Genomic DNA, 13,677 nt, shown 5'->3' with positions numbered 1-13,677 from the left:
AGCCAGTAGGTTCTTTTACTGTTCTTCAGATAAATATTTTTCATTCACATAACCGGTAAAATCCTCCGTCGTAACTTTTACCCATTCATCACCTGTATCTTCCACTTCCAGCTCCTGATCGACCGTAACAACACCAGCAATGTCATAGTCAACACCTGGACCACTGCGGACGTTTAATGTTTCAACTATAACAAATCTTGTGGAATGAGAGGTAGCTTCTAAAATTTCCTCCGATTTATTAATGGTTGATTCAGTAGTATCGGTATGATTTATTTCATCGGAATTATTTTCTTCGCTAGTATTATCACTGGTTTCCATTTCCAAAGAACTGTATTCGTTTCCCGATTTATTTTGAACAAAGTCCGGATTATTATTAAAGTTATATTGCATAATCACTACGAAAACTATAAAAACAGCGATTAAAATCGTTAATATTCCAATTATAAGTCCTTTACCTCTTTCCATGCTCATTTCTCCTAACCTTGATTATCTACAATGTAGTATACACGAAATAGATGGGAATTGGGAACTATATAAAGAAATATAAGATACTAAAAACAACAATTAACGACATGGATAAAGAGCTAATCACATAGCTCAATGCAACTTTATATTTTTTTGCGAAAAGCAGCTGTAACGTTTCATTTCCAAACGTAGAAAAGGTTGTAAATGCCCCACTGAAACCCACTCCCATAAAGATCCATACCCATTCAGGAATAACTTCAGAGATGAAAAGTACAAGCAAAATGGCTAAGAGAATGGATCCTGAAAAGTTAGCTATCCATGTGCCAATTAAATGCCTGTTTGCTTTTGCTGAGATATAAAACCGAAAAATGCTTCCTGCAAAGCCACCGAGTGCTACGAGTAATATATTCATGATGCCACTCGCTTTATTTTAGCAACTTTAAAGCCAGCATAACAAAATGCTATTCCACCAATTAGACTAAGGAAAACATAACTAATGGCTACTAGTAAATTGGAATTCCACAGCCCAATTGTTTCAATGGAGAATGTTGAAAAAGTAGTAAAGGAACTAACCAACCCAATGCTAGTTGCCGCAAATATTTCAGGTGAGAGCCGTTGTTTAATAGAATGATTATTTAATATGAAGCTAAGCAAAAAGCAGCCAATTAAATTAACTGTCAGGGTTGCATAAGGAAACCCATTCACAGCACCAAATAGGATGGAAACGCCATAGCGACCCACAGCACCTATCATCCCGCCAATGCCAACCGCTACATAAAGCCTGATATTCATGCACTTACACAGCCAGGGCATAATCCATAAATTTCAAATTTATGTCCCTCTATTTCATAATTACTCAGGGATTTGTGCACATCATCCATTGGACAAACCTTGATTTCCTTTGTTTTTCCGCATTCATTGCAAATAAAGTGATGATGGTGGTGATGTGTACAATTCATACGGAAATGTTTTTCCCCATTTAATTCAGTTGTTTCCAAAATACCCATTTCCTTATATAAATGCAGGTTACGATAAATCGTATCAAAGCTAATTCCTTCATGGATTTCTTCCAACTGCTTAATTAAATCCTTTGCAGTACGATAGCCATCTGCCTCCTCAAAAAACATAAGGATATCTTTTCGTTTGCCAGTAGCTTTGTAACCATTTTCTTTTAATAGATCGATTGCTTCATTTATATTCATTCCGCTTCCCTCACCTTTCTTACAGCATAAGTGCAACTAAGGCATACGCCTAACCTAATGCGTATGACAAGTTTTCAAAAAGTAAAAGTAAATCGCTTCAGACTGATTGACATTAGTAAAATAATAATGGATACCATTACAATTGTTCCCCCAGGAGGGATACTTAAATAATAACCTGATATTAACCCTATAATAACAGCTAACTCACCAAATACAATGGATAAAAACATCATTTGTTTGAATCCTTTAGCAAGGCGCATGCTTGCTGCAACAGGGAGTGTCATCAATGCAGATACGAGGAGAACCCCAACAATTCGAATCGATGCAGCAATTACCAATGCTGTTAAGACGATAAATAGTAAATGAATTCTTTTTGCATGTATTCCCGAAATCGTTGCATGTTCTTCATCAAATGAAAGGGTGAAAAGCTCCTTATAAAATAATCCGACAACAAGGATGATAAAGATGGAAATTCCTAGGATCGTATAGAAATCATTTTGACTAACGGCTGAAACTGACCCGAATAGATAATTAAATAATTCCGTGTTGAACCCATCTGCAATTGAAATAAATATAACACTTAATCCGACTCCGCCAGATAAGATAATTGGAATTGCAATTTCTTGATAAGCCTTGTAAACGCTACGGAGCTTTTCAATAAACATAGAACCGATAACAGAAAAAGCCATACCACTATATAAAGGGGTAACTAGAGTAAATGCAAATTTTTTTTCAAGCATTAATCCAAATGCAATTCCAGCTAAAGTGACATGGGATAGTGCATCTGCAATTAAAGAAAGTCGTCTCACAACAATGAAGGTACCGAGCAGTGGTGCAATAATTCCGATTAATAATCCTGTTAACAATGTATATTGTAAAAAATCATATTTTAAAAAGTCCGTTAGCATAACTGTTCCCCCAAGAGTTAGTGATTGTGAGTGACTTTATTTACTGGATGCCCATAAAAATTTGATAAATCTTTCTCAGCTAATGAAGCATATTCTTCGGGTTTGCCGTGGAAATGCAATGTTTTATTCAAGCATACGATATCTGTTGCATATTTTGTCATCGTACCTGTGTCATGGGTTACCAACAGTAAAGTAATCCTCTGTTCCTCGTTTAATTGATGTAATAACTCGTAAAACCGCTTTACATTTTCATAGTCTACACCAACAGTAGGTTCATCGAGAATTAATAACTCCGGATCATTTACTAAGGCGCGGGCTATGAAAATCCGTTGTTGCTGACCGCCTGATAGATTGCCAATATTTTCATAAGCATAATCAAGCATACCTACCTGTTCCATTGCCTGAAGTATTTTTGCTTTATGTTTTCGGTTGAAAAATTTCAAGTAACCTACCTTTGCTGTCAGACCCATCGAAACCACTTCAAATACTGTTGCCGGAAACCCTTTGTTAAAGGAGTTGGCCTTTTGTGAAACAAACCCAATTTTATTCCACTCTTTAAATTTGCCATTTGGCTGATCAATAAGTTGGACGGTTCCGCTATCTGGTTTTAGAAGGCCAAGAATGATTTTAATCAATGTAGTTTTTCCGCCACCATTTGGCCCAATCAGCCCCATAAACGCTCCACGAGGAATTTCAAAATTTATCTGATCAAGTACTGTTTTCTGGTCATAGGCATAACTTATATTTTTCATAGAAACGGCAGATTCACCCATCATCCTAAAGCTCCTTTCCACTTGTTTGTTACATAAATAAAGTGGTCTATTTTCTTAAAATTGGAGTATCTACATCAATTTTACTCCATTGCTTTATCTAGTACAGTCAGATTATCTTTCATTAATGAAAGATAATCCTTTTCCTTCTCGGTATCATTATCTGTTAAGACGGATAGATTATGAATGGTTAACGCTTCTGCGCCAATTTGATCCTGAATAATTTCCGAAACACGATTGGAGCTATTCTGTTCAAAAATAATATAATCCAAATCATATTCTTTTGCTTGATCAACAATTGCCACCAATTCTTTTTGTGATGGTTCACTGCTAGAGGATAGTCCATTAATGGCAATTTGCTTGATACCATAGCGTTCTTCCCAATACCCGTAGGCTGCGTGAGAGACTAATATTTCCTTTTTTTCTTTTGCCTGAAGTACTTTTGTGTATTGTTTGTCAAGTGCAATTAAATCTTCTTTCAGTGTATTAAAATTATCATTATATAATTGTTCGAACTCAGGGTTTAATTTGATTAATTCATCCTTAATAATCGCAGACATTTCCAGCATGCGAAGTGGATCTATCCAAACATGTGGATCATGATCGCCATGATTATGTCCGTCATGTGCGTGATCATCGTGATCTTCTTCTTGATGATTTTCATTAGTAGTATTAGTATGAAATAGTTCTTCATGTTGTCCCAATTCAATTAGGCTAACATTTTGCGAAGCTAGTGCATTGGCAGCACTTTGGGCAAAACCTTCCATGCCAGCACCCATATAAAAGAATGCATCACTGTTTGCAATTGATGTTATATCTTTTGAAGTAGGTTCAAAGGTGTGCGCATCTACCCCTGGGGGATATATGGATTTCACCGAAACCATTTCACCACCAATTACTTCAACAGCATATTGAATTGGATAAATCGAAGTATAAACATGAAATTCTGCATCGTTATTCGTTTCCTCATTTGTGGACGTACAGCCAGTTGTAATTATTCCTGCAATAAGTAATATCATAATTGCTTGTAAAATTTTCATACGCTTATTCCTTCCAGTTTTTTTGGGTTTTGGTTTTTGTACTTTTTCTATAATACCGTAATGATTACGATTTGTAAATAGGAATGGTTACGATTAATAAAAAAATATGGATCTGATTTTTCCCGATGAATAAAGGTATGTTTAATTGTATAATTGTGGAAATTTAATGAAGGGAATTTCTAAAATTTTCCTTTGAGTAACATGTATATCATGCGGGTATAGTTATGTAACAACTAAATATCATTTGTATCTTGCAAATATAAAAGATAAATTTAAATATATTTCGAAAAGGAATCGTTAGTGTAGTGTGTTTTCAGAGCAGTATATTACACCGCATTTTCTATCAACTGTAAAGATTAAAGAACAACATATTTAAGTCAGAAACACCCCTTTTACCATTACGGATTGATGATAAGTCAAGTTTTAAAAAAAGTTTCGTCATTGTTATTGCGAAATGTCAGAATTTAATTTATAGTAGTATTTAGAAGATAGGTGACTATCTATTTATTTTAACAATAAAATGAATGAGTATTCATTCAAATTATGATTGGGGGATAAAATATGAAGCAATCAATTAGACGTGTGGCTGTTTTAGGCTCGGGGGTTATGGGTTCAGGAATTGCTGCTCACTTGGCTAATGTGGGAATTCCAACAATAATGCTTGATATTGTGCCACGTGAATTAACAAAGAGTGAAGAAAAACAAGGGTTAACATTACAGGATGATGCTGTACGTAATCGTTTGGCAGCACAAAGTAAAAATGCACTATTAAAACAAAAACCATCGCCAATTACAACGAAGAAAAGTCTTGATTTAATTGAAGTTGGTAATATGGAAGATGACCTTGAAAAATTAACTGATGTGGACTGGATAATTGAAGTAGTAGTTGAGAATCTTGCTATTAAGAAAAAGGTTTTTGCCAATGTGGATAAATATCGTAGAACTGGATCGATCGTTAGTTCAAACACATCAGGAATTTCGGTGGAAGCTATGGCAGCAGACTTTTCAGAGGATTTCCGCAAGCATTTTCTTGGAACGCACTTTTTCAATCCACCACGCTATTTGAAACTACTTGAGGTTATACCAACAAAGGAAACAGACCCTGAAGTACTCGGATTTATGAAAAAGTTTGGGGAAAATATTTTGGGCAAAGGGGTTGTTGAAGCTAAGGATACACCGAACTTCATTGCCAATCGAATTGGAACATATGGCCTGCTTGTGACGGTACGAGAAATGCTTAAAGGAGGATATAGTGTAGGAGAAGTTGATTCTGTAACAGGGCCTATGATTGGTCGTCCGAAAAGTGCAACCTTTCGTACATTAGATGTAGTTGGACTGGATACATTCATTCATGTAGCAAAAAATGTATATGAACAGGTTGATGGTGCGGAAAAGGAAGTATTTGATGTACCAGAATTCATGAGAAAAATGCAGGAAAAGGGCTGGCTCGGTTCAAAAAGCGGTCAAGGCTTTTTCCTGAAGAAAAAAGGGAAAGATGGAAGCATAATCTATGAATTGAATCCAGAAACACTAGAATACGAGGATCAAAAAGCGCTAAAAACAGCTGCAACTGAGATCGCAAAACAGGAAAAAGGTTCACATCGAAAATTGAAAGCGCTTCTATCGGTGGAAGGCGATAGAGCAGGCGATCTTGTTTGGTCAATTCTTAAGCCGGTGTTAATTTATGGTGCTGATCAACTTGGACAAATTGCTGATGATGTTGTTTCCATTGACCAAGCGATGAAATGGGGATTCGGCTGGGAATTTGGTCCATTTGAAACATGGGATGCAATTGGTCTCAGGAAATCTGTAGAGCGAATGCAAAAAGAAGGAGAAGCAGTACCTGAATGGGTGCTTAAGCTACTGGAAAACGGAAATGAATCCTTCTATAAAAAGGAAAATGGGAAGGTTTATTATTATGATCAGGCTGAATATAAGCAGCAAATATTTAATAAAAAAGAGATCAATCTAAGAAATTTAAAAGAAGTAAATGGCGTTATTAAGAAGAATACAGGTGCTAGTTTAATAGACTTGGGTGATGGGGTGGCAGGTCTTGAATTCCATTCAAAGAGTAATGCGATAGGGCTTGATGTTATACAAATGGTTGATTTCGCTATTGAAGAAGTTGATAAAAATTATGAAGGTCTAGTCATCGGAAACCAGGGTAAAAACTTCTGTGTTGGTGCAAATCTTGCATTGATGCTAATGGAAGCACAGGATGATAATTTCTTTGATCTGGATATGGTTATCCGGAAGTTCCAAGAGATGGCAATGAATATCAAGTATTCCAATAAACCAGTTGTAACAGCACCGTTTAATATGGCACTTGGCGGTGGGGCTGAGGTTTCATTACCAGCAGCTGCAATACAAGCATCAGCGGAAACATATATGGGACTTGTTGAATTTGGTGTGGGGCTGATCCCTGGTGGGGGTGGAACGAAGGAGCTTTATTTAAAAGAACTTCGCAATTTGCCTCATGGGGTTCATTTTGATCTGACGAAAGTAGCGAATGATGTATTTGAAAAAGTAGCAATGGCCAAAGTCTCCACATCAGCTGCTGAAGCTAGAGAGAATGGATTTTTAGACAGTAATGATGGTATTAGTGTGAATCCAGATCATCTTTTACATGATGCCAAGGAGAAAGTTCTGTCATTAGCAAAATCGGGTTATCAGGCACCAAAACGGGAGCAAATCCCAGTTGTAGGTGATGCTGGATATGCAGCAATGCTACTCGGTGCAAAAACACTTAAATTCGGTGGATATGCATCTGATTATGACGTGAAAATTGCTGAAAAATTAGCATATGTATTATCAGGTGGACGGATAAAAGAAGGTACATGGATTGATGAACAAGTCATGCTCGATCTAGAACGAGAAGCATTCCTGAGCTTAATCGGCGAACCACTGACTCAAGCCAGAATGCAACACATGTTATTAAAAGGAAAACCATTACGCAACTAAATGAAGAGGGGGAAGAAATGTGAAGGAAGCAGTAATTGTTGCAGGTGCAAGAACCCCTGTAGGCAGAGCAAATAAAGGGACTCTAGCAAATACAAGACCTGATGATTTAGCCGCACTAACGATTAAAGAAACGTTAAAACGCGCAGGAAATTATGAGGGGAATATTGATGATGTTATTATCGGGTGCGCCATGCCTGAGGCAGAACAAGGAATGAATATGGCAAGAAATATTGCCGGACTTGCAGGATTAAAACATGATGTCCCGGGAATTACGATTAACCGCTATTGTTCATCAGGCCTGCAGAGTATTGCTTATGGAGCTGAACGGATCATGATTGGAGCAAGTGAGGCAATAATCGCAGGCGGAGCAGAGTCTATGAGTCTGATTCCGATGGGCGGCCACGTGATTAAACCGAATACAAAGCTCGTTCAGGATGCGCCAGGCTACTACATGGGTATGGGTCACACGGCTGAAGAAGTTGCAAATCGCTTCAATATTTCACGTGCAGATCAGGACGCATTTGCTGTACAAAGTCATGAACGTGCAGCGAAAGCCATTCAAGCAGGGAAATTTAATGATGAGATTGTTCCGGTAGAAGTGACCGAACGTGTAATTGGGAAAAAAAACAAGATTGATGAAAAGAAATTTATGTTTGAGATGGATGAAGGTGTACGTGCTGGGACTACTGCGGAAGTATTGGCAAAACTTCGCCCCGCATTCAATGTAAACGGATCAGTAACTGCAGGAAATTCATCCCAGATGAGTGACGGAGCTGCTTCCGTCCTTCTAATGGATCGTGATAAGGCTGTAGAACAGGGGTTGACTCCACTTGTTAAATTCCGCTCCTTTGCGGTTGCAGGGGTAGAGCCGGAAATAATGGGGGTAGGACCTGTCGAAGCCATCCCAAAAGCATTGAAAATAGCTGGATTAGAATTATCTGACATCGGATTGTTTGAATTAAACGAAGCATTTGCTTCACAGTCCGTTCGTGTGATACAAGCATTAGATCTGGATACAAGCATCGTGAATGTAAATGGAGGCGCAATCGCACTTGGACATCCACTCGGTATGACGGGTACCAAATTAACATTAAGCCTGATGCATGAAATGAAACGCCGCAGCGTACAATTTGGTGTGGTAACGATGTGTATTGGTGGCGGTATGGGTGCTGCTGGAGTATTTGAACTTATGTAATTTAGTAAGGAAAGCTAGAGTAGCGGGTAAATGCTGAAGTTCACAGTGAATACGCTGAAGTTCACAAGAAACTGACGGAAGTTCACATGAACAGGCTTAGAAGTTCACAACTTAAATATTGAAGTTCACAAATAAACTTCCAATAGACTAGTTCGTTATTAATAAAATGCAAATAAACTTGCGAAAGGGACGATCAAAATGAGTGAAATAAAAGATAAGATTTTTAAAGGTGGCGCATTTTTAATTGAAGATTTAACAGGGGAAGATGTTATTACTCCTGAGGATTTCACAGATGAGCATAAAATGATTGCCAAAACAACAGAGGATTTTGTTGTTGGGGAGGTACTACCAAAGGTTGATAATCTGGAAAATCATGAATTTGAATACTCTGTAGAACTCCTGAAAAAAGCTGGGGAGTTAGGTTTACTTGGTGCAGATATACCAGAAGAATATGGTGGTCTTGCATTAGATAAAATCAGTTCTTCCTTAATTACGGAAAAATTTTCACGTGCTGGTGGTTTCTCCGTAACGCATGGAGCACATGTAGGTATAGGTTCACTTCCAATTGTGTTTTTTGGTAATGATAAGCAAAAGGAAAAGTATTTACCAAAACTGGCTACAGGTGAATTATTGGCAGCCTATGCATTAACTGAACCAAGCTCAGGTTCAGATGCACTTGGTGCAAAAGCTACAGCTAAATTAAATGAAGCAGGAACACATTATATTTTAAATGGGGAAAAACAATGGATTACTAACTCCGCATTTGCAGATGTATTTATTGTCTATGCAAAGATCGATGGAGAACACTTCTCTGCATTTATCGTTGAACGAGAATTTCCTGGAGTTTCAACAGGTACGGAAGAAAAGAAAATGGGGATAAAAAGTTCTTCTACCCGTACACTAGTTTTAGAGGATGCAGAAGTTCCTGTAGAAAATCTATTAGGTGAAAAAGGGCGCGGTCACATTATTGCCTTTAACATTCTTAATGTGGGACGATATAAGCTAGCAATAGGTGGTGTGGGTGGTTCCAAACGAGCACTTGAACTAGCTGCGAAATATGTGAATGAGCGTAAACAGTTCAACACACCAATATCCAGTTTTTCATTAACACAGGAAAAACTAGCAACAATTGCATCTGAAATTTATGCAAATGAAAGTGCTGTATATCGCACCGTAGGATTATTTGAGCAGCGTATGGGTGCTTTAACGGATGAAGAGTTAAAAGACGGTCGTGAAATAGCACGGGCAATTGCCGAATATCAAATTGAATGTTCAATGAGTAAATATATGTGTACAGAATTACTCGATTATGCAGCAGATGAAGCTCTGCAGATGCATGGTGGGTATGGTTTCATGCAGGAATATGAGGTGGAACGCATTTATCGTGACTCGCGTATAAATCGTATTTTTGAAGGAACAAATGAAATCAACCGCCTGCTTGTACCAGGAACATTACTGAAAAAAGCGATGAAGGGCGAATTGCCATTACTACAGAAAGCACAAAGCCTACAAGAAGAATTAATGATGATGATGCCTGAGGAAGTTGCTGACGAAACATTAGCTCAAGAAAAGTATTTAGTAAAAAATGCGAAAAAAATGGTATTGCTTGGTGCAGGACTGGCAGCACAAAAATACATGCAAAAGCTGGAAAAGGAGCAGGAAATTTTAGTGAATCTTGCGGATATGACGGCAGAGGTATACAATATGGAATCAGCTATTCTTCGCACAGAAAAAGCAATTAACAAAACCGGTGAAGAAAAGAACAAACAAAAGCTCCTTTATACGCAAACCTATGTACAGGAAGCATTCAATCGCATTGAAGCTGACGCAAAAGAAACGTTGATTGCAGTAGAGGAAGGGGATACATTACGAATGATGCTCTCATCATTACGTAAATTAACACGCCATACACCAACAAATGTCATTGCAAAGAAACGCAAAATTGCTGTGAAAATTATTGAGGAAGAGAAGTATTTAGTATAAAAAAAAGCCAACCTTTATAAGCTTAATAGAGGTTGGCTTTCTTGCTAGTAAAAGCGGGCATGCATATTCCTCTCAAGGGATTTTCACTCGCTAATATCAGGGATATTTTCCATGATATCTTTCATAGAAAATGAAATACAGGGAATGTTTTGGGAAAATACTTTTTCATCTTCCTGAAATATATTTATAATTTCATAACGATTTTCTTGTAATATGTATTGTTCCAAAATACCACTGGATGGTTCTACTATCCAATATTCAGGAATTTTATAAAATGCATAGGAATTTAATTTATCAATTTTATCTTGTTTTAATGATGAAGGGGATAGGATCTCTAAAACAAGATCTGGCGCACCTTCAATACCACGTTCTCTCAAAATATTCAAGCGGTTCCGATGAACAAGTACCATATCAGGTTGTCGTACTTCAGTGGAAGACAAAATAAGATCGACAGGCGCAGACATAATAATATAATCAGATTTGCAACCTCTTTTGAAATGCTCTAGTATTTCAGAACTTACAATCTGATGGGTAACTGATGGTGCTGGGCTCATCAGCTCTAATTGCCCGCTAGCCAATTCATAACGGTTATTATCATCAATTGCTGCATAATCATCGTATGTGAGCCCGGTTTCCTTTATTATAGTACCATTGATTTTAGATTTATTTTTGTCATCATTAGCAACCATATCCTGAACCTCCATATATTTTATTACTTTAATTATAGCATATTATATGATACCAATCGATTTTATACTGAAATAAATTATATAATTTATTGATTATTCAAACTACTTGTTGTAATATTAATTTGTAGAGGTATGATCAAAATAATATTAATTTACCAACCATCATAAACAAGGCATGAAAATCAAATTGTACCAAAGAAGATGTTAGTGTTCTTGGTCAATCGTATATGGTGATGGATTAAAAGGCTATCCATTGCTAGGAACATAAAATTTGTTATAATGGAATTGAATTACAGAGAGATTCGGAGGTTTTGAACATGACGCTAACTTTTTATTGGTATCCCAACTGTGGTACTTGTAAAAAAGCTAAAAAATGGTTAGAAGAAAATAATATTGATTATGAAAGCATACATATTGTAGAAAATCCACCGTCACAGGAAGAATTGAAAAGTCTGATTGCGAAAAGTGATCTGCCTGCTAAAAAGTTTTTCAACACAAATGGGAAAAAATACCGTGAATTGAATATAAAAGATAAAATTAAAGAGGCGAACACGGAAGAAATGGCGAGAATTCTTGCTTCGGATGGCATGCTGATTAAACGGCCAATTGTTACAGACGGTCAAAAAGTGACGGTTGGTTTTAAAGAAGAAAATTATCATGAAAATTGGTTATAAACACTAGTAAAATATTTATTTAACTTGTATGATTAGATTGAAATAATATATGGAGGGATATATATGAGCTTACCAAAGGATTTAGTATATTCTAAGGAACATGAATGGATAAAAAAAGAAGGCGACAAAGTAAGAATTGGTATTACTGATTTTGCCCAATCAGAGCTAGGGGATATTGTATTTGTAGAGCTTCCTGAAGTGGGGGATGAAATCGAAGCAGACGAAACTTTTGGAAGTGTAGAATCCGTGAAAACTGTTTCTGAATTATATGCACCTATCAGCGGGAAGGTTGTCGAAGTGAATGAAGAATTAGAGGACAGCCCCGAATTTGTTAACGAATCACCATTTGAAAATGCTTGGATGATCGTTGTTGAGCCAGCGAATGAATCAGAACTGGATGAATTGTTATCAGCTGAGCAATATGAAGAGTTCATTAAAGAAGATTAATTAAAGAGCGTGTTCAAAAGGAGGGTAAAAAGGACCGAGAAGTTCGAGGCGGCGTAGCTTTGAGCATCGGAACGTATGCAATTATTACGTGAGGAGCGGAAAAGCAAGCCAACGAAGAAAGATGAACATTTCGATATGTCATTTTTACCGAACTTTTTGAACATCCTATGAAATGAAACAACAATTCGGGCTGACATACAATTTTAGGAAAGATTGTATAGTCAGCCTTGTTTACATCATATACTAAAGTAATTCAATCATCTTGCTTGATTTCCTAGGGAGTGCTATGTGATGATAACAGATGAATCCGAAATAGTTATTATTGTTGAGGGCTTGACAGATAAAAGGCAAATTGAAAAGTTAATTACAGATGATGTTACGATTCTATGTACAAACGGTACACTTGGTATTGAACGTTTTGATGATCTTTTGGAAGATTACGATTTGGATTACAGAGATGTCATTATTTTAGTTGATGAGGATACATCAGGAATGAAGCTTCGAAAGCAGCTGGCTCGGGAGCTGCCACATGCTGAGCATATTCATATCAGCAGTGATTATCGCGAGGTTGCTACAACCCCTGAAAATATTCTTGCGACTGCCTTATTGAGTAAGCGTATTTCCGTTAATCCAATTTTCTTAGTTTAGGGTGGTATTTTTTTGCAGCAGATTACAGAAGAACAAATAGATAATGAGAATTATTTACTTTATATTTATACCCCATTTTGTGGTACCTGCCATTTAGCGAGAGCAATGCTGACTAAAATTGAATCGGTACACAATGAGAATATTTTTTATGAAATGAATGCATCATTACATCCTGAATTTATGCAGGAGCAGCAAATAGAAAGTGTTCCCTGTCTTTTGATAAAGAATGGGAATGACATAAAGGAAAAGGTTTATGCATTTAAATCCATATCGAATATTTACACCTATTTAATGGAATATAAACCGGAGTTATTTGTTAAACATGAAGGATAAATCTATTTTGATTGACATGATAAATGGAGCATGCTAGTATTTAGCATATGAAATTTTTATCACGCATTAACGGGCTGTAATACTCCCATCTCCAACCGTGAGAAATTCTAAATGTGAAGGCGGGGGATAAACAGCCTGTAAAATTTCTGATTCTGTTCGACTAACATTCAGTGGGGGAGGAAGGGAAACCCCCACTGAATGTAGTTTCACTTTATAAATATTATTTATCTCTTATCTTGAGCGGTGGAGGGACTGGCCCTAAGAAACTGCGGCAACCTTCAAATGAATTATTATTTGAAAGGTGCCAATTCCTGCAAAGTGTTTACTTTGACAGATGAGGGAACGTGAAGATTTTAAAGTTT

General features: G+C 36.9%; 15 protein-coding genes and 1 riboswitch. Of the genes, 7 read left to right on the top strand and 8 right to left on the bottom strand.

Going from position 1 to position 13,677, the window contains the following annotated elements:
* Nucleotides 1-15: 15 nt before the first annotated feature.
* The 7 genes from AC6HVZ_RS13525 to AC6HVZ_RS13495 form a co-directional block, all read right to left on the bottom strand.
* Nucleotides 16-465, bottom strand: a complete 450-nt coding sequence (locus tag AC6HVZ_RS13525) for an SH3 domain-containing protein (protein WP_497558698.1) — start codon at nucleotides 463-465, stop codon at nucleotides 16-18.
* A 64-nt stretch (nucleotides 466-529) separates the two neighbouring features.
* A complete protein-coding gene (locus AC6HVZ_RS13520) occupies nucleotides 530-877 on the bottom strand; it encodes a fluoride efflux transporter FluC (protein ID WP_497558697.1) in 348 nt (115 codons plus the stop codon).
* Nucleotides 874-1,257, bottom strand: coding sequence for a fluoride efflux transporter FluC (locus AC6HVZ_RS13515; RefSeq protein WP_497558696.1), 384 nt, complete (start codon nucleotides 1,255-1,257; stop codon nucleotides 874-876). Before AC6HVZ_RS13515 ends, AC6HVZ_RS13520 begins: the two co-directional genes overlap by 4 nt.
* Nucleotides 1,254-1,667 carry a Fur family transcriptional regulator gene (locus AC6HVZ_RS13510; RefSeq protein WP_497558695.1) on the bottom strand — a complete coding sequence of 138 codons (414 nt, stop codon included), beginning with the start codon at nucleotides 1,665-1,667 and terminating at the stop codon, nucleotides 1,254-1,256. Before AC6HVZ_RS13510 ends, AC6HVZ_RS13515 begins: the two co-directional genes overlap by 4 nt.
* 74 nt (nucleotides 1,668-1,741) lie before the next feature.
* The gene (locus AC6HVZ_RS13505; protein WP_497558694.1) at nucleotides 1,742-2,575 is read right to left on the bottom strand and encodes a metal ABC transporter permease; all 834 of its coding nucleotides are present in this window, start codon (nucleotides 2,573-2,575) and stop codon (nucleotides 1,742-1,744) included.
* Between the two features lie 17 nt (nucleotides 2,576-2,592).
* Nucleotides 2,593-3,348 carry a metal ABC transporter ATP-binding protein gene (locus AC6HVZ_RS13500; RefSeq protein ID WP_497558693.1) on the bottom strand — a complete coding sequence of 252 codons (756 nt, stop codon included), beginning with the start codon at nucleotides 3,346-3,348 and terminating at the stop codon, nucleotides 2,593-2,595.
* Between the two features lie 80 nt (nucleotides 3,349-3,428).
* Complete coding sequence (locus AC6HVZ_RS13495) at nucleotides 3,429-4,385, bottom strand: metal ABC transporter solute-binding protein, Zn/Mn family (RefSeq protein ID WP_497558692.1); 957 nt, start codon at nucleotides 4,383-4,385, stop codon at nucleotides 3,429-3,431.
* A 561-nt stretch (nucleotides 4,386-4,946) separates the two neighbouring features.
* On the opposite strand from AC6HVZ_RS13495, the gene AC6HVZ_RS13490 reads away from it, so the two are divergent.
* The 3 genes from AC6HVZ_RS13490 (at nucleotide 4,947) to AC6HVZ_RS13480 (ending at nucleotide 10,524) form a co-directional block, all read left to right on the top strand.
* Nucleotides 4,947-7,346, top strand: a complete 2,400-nt coding sequence (locus tag AC6HVZ_RS13490; protein WP_497558691.1) for a 3-hydroxyacyl-CoA dehydrogenase/enoyl-CoA hydratase family protein — start codon at nucleotides 4,947-4,949, stop codon at nucleotides 7,344-7,346.
* A gap of 19 nt (nucleotides 7,347-7,365) precedes the next feature.
* Entirely contained in the window at nucleotides 7,366-8,541 is a 1,176-nt protein-coding gene (locus tag AC6HVZ_RS13485) for an acetyl-CoA C-acetyltransferase (RefSeq protein ID WP_497558690.1), read from the top strand.
* A gap of 198 nt (nucleotides 8,542-8,739) precedes the next feature.
* On the top strand, nucleotides 8,740-10,524 hold the full coding sequence (locus AC6HVZ_RS13480) for an acyl-CoA dehydrogenase FadE (protein ID WP_497558689.1): 1,785 nt from the start codon (nucleotides 8,740-8,742) through the stop codon (nucleotides 10,522-10,524).
* Nucleotides 10,525-10,607: 83 nt separating this feature from the next.
* Here the strand turns inward: AC6HVZ_RS13480 and AC6HVZ_RS13475 are convergent, their stop codons facing one another.
* The gene (locus AC6HVZ_RS13475) at nucleotides 10,608-11,213 is read right to left on the bottom strand and encodes a Uma2 family endonuclease (protein WP_497558688.1); all 606 of its coding nucleotides are present in this window, start codon (nucleotides 11,211-11,213) and stop codon (nucleotides 10,608-10,610) included.
* A 317-nt stretch (nucleotides 11,214-11,530) separates the two neighbouring features.
* On the opposite strand from AC6HVZ_RS13475, the gene AC6HVZ_RS13470 reads away from it, so the two are divergent.
* The 4 genes from AC6HVZ_RS13470 to AC6HVZ_RS13455 all read left to right on the top strand — a co-directional run bounded on the left by AC6HVZ_RS13470 (nucleotide 11,531) and on the right by AC6HVZ_RS13455 (nucleotide 13,315).
* Nucleotides 11,531-11,887, top strand: a complete 357-nt coding sequence (locus AC6HVZ_RS13470; RefSeq protein ID WP_497558687.1) for an arsenate reductase family protein — start codon at nucleotides 11,531-11,533, stop codon at nucleotides 11,885-11,887.
* Between the two features lie 63 nt (nucleotides 11,888-11,950).
* Nucleotides 11,951-12,334, top strand: coding sequence for a glycine cleavage system protein GcvH (gcvH, locus tag AC6HVZ_RS13465; RefSeq protein ID WP_497558686.1), 384 nt, complete (start codon nucleotides 11,951-11,953; stop codon nucleotides 12,332-12,334).
* A gap of 291 nt (nucleotides 12,335-12,625) precedes the next feature.
* A complete protein-coding gene (locus AC6HVZ_RS13460; protein ID WP_497558685.1) occupies nucleotides 12,626-12,982 on the top strand; it encodes a toprim domain-containing protein in 357 nt (118 codons plus the stop codon).
* A gap of 12 nt (nucleotides 12,983-12,994) precedes the next feature.
* Entirely contained in the window at nucleotides 12,995-13,315 is a 321-nt protein-coding gene (locus AC6HVZ_RS13455; RefSeq protein WP_497558684.1) for a thioredoxin family protein, read from the top strand.
* A 228-nt stretch (nucleotides 13,316-13,543) separates the two neighbouring features.
* Nucleotides 13,544-13,656: riboswitch (SAM riboswitch) on the top strand.
* The last annotated feature ends 21 nt before the right edge of the window (nucleotides 13,657-13,677 follow it).

It is taken from the genome of Oceanobacillus sp. NCCP-135 (assembly GCF_059698015.1).
This window is presented reverse-complemented; position numbering and strand designations above follow the sequence as displayed.

Bases quoted from the DNA above. Each gene is read 5' to 3' on its own strand.
- AC6HVZ_RS13525 (WP_497558698.1), bottom strand. From the start codon at position 465: ATGGAAAGAGGTAAAGGACTTATAATTGGAATATTAACGATTTTAATC.
- AC6HVZ_RS13520 (WP_497558697.1), bottom strand. From the start codon at position 877: ATGAATATATTACTCGTAGCACTCGGTGGCTTTGCAGGAAGCATTTTT.
- AC6HVZ_RS13515 (WP_497558696.1), bottom strand. From the start codon at position 1,257: ATGAATATCAGGCTTTATGTAGCGGTTGGCATTGGCGGGATGATAGGT.
- AC6HVZ_RS13510 (WP_497558695.1), bottom strand. From the start codon at position 1,667: ATGAATATAAATGAAGCAATCGATCTATTAAAAGAAAATGGTTACAAA.
- AC6HVZ_RS13505 (WP_497558694.1), bottom strand. From the start codon at position 2,575: ATGCTAACGGACTTTTTAAAATATGATTTTTTACAATATACATTGTTA.
- AC6HVZ_RS13500 (WP_497558693.1), bottom strand. From the start codon at position 3,348: ATGGGTGAATCTGCCGTTTCTATGAAAAATATAAGTTATGCCTATGAC.
- AC6HVZ_RS13495 (WP_497558692.1), bottom strand. From the start codon at position 4,385: ATGAAAATTTTACAAGCAATTATGATATTACTTATTGCAGGAATAATT.
- AC6HVZ_RS13490 (WP_497558691.1), top strand. From the start codon at position 4,947: ATGAAGCAATCAATTAGACGTGTGGCTGTTTTAGGCTCGGGGGTTATG.
- AC6HVZ_RS13480 (WP_497558689.1), top strand. From the start codon at position 8,740: ATGAGTGAAATAAAAGATAAGATTTTTAAAGGTGGCGCATTTTTAATT.
- AC6HVZ_RS13475 (WP_497558688.1), bottom strand. From the start codon at position 11,213: ATGGTTGCTAATGATGACAAAAATAAATCTAAAATCAATGGTACTATA.
- AC6HVZ_RS13470 (WP_497558687.1), top strand. From the start codon at position 11,531: ATGACGCTAACTTTTTATTGGTATCCCAACTGTGGTACTTGTAAAAAA.
- gcvH (WP_497558686.1), top strand. From the start codon at position 11,951: ATGAGCTTACCAAAGGATTTAGTATATTCTAAGGAACATGAATGGATA.
- AC6HVZ_RS13460 (WP_497558685.1), top strand. From the start codon at position 12,626: ATGATAACAGATGAATCCGAAATAGTTATTATTGTTGAGGGCTTGACA.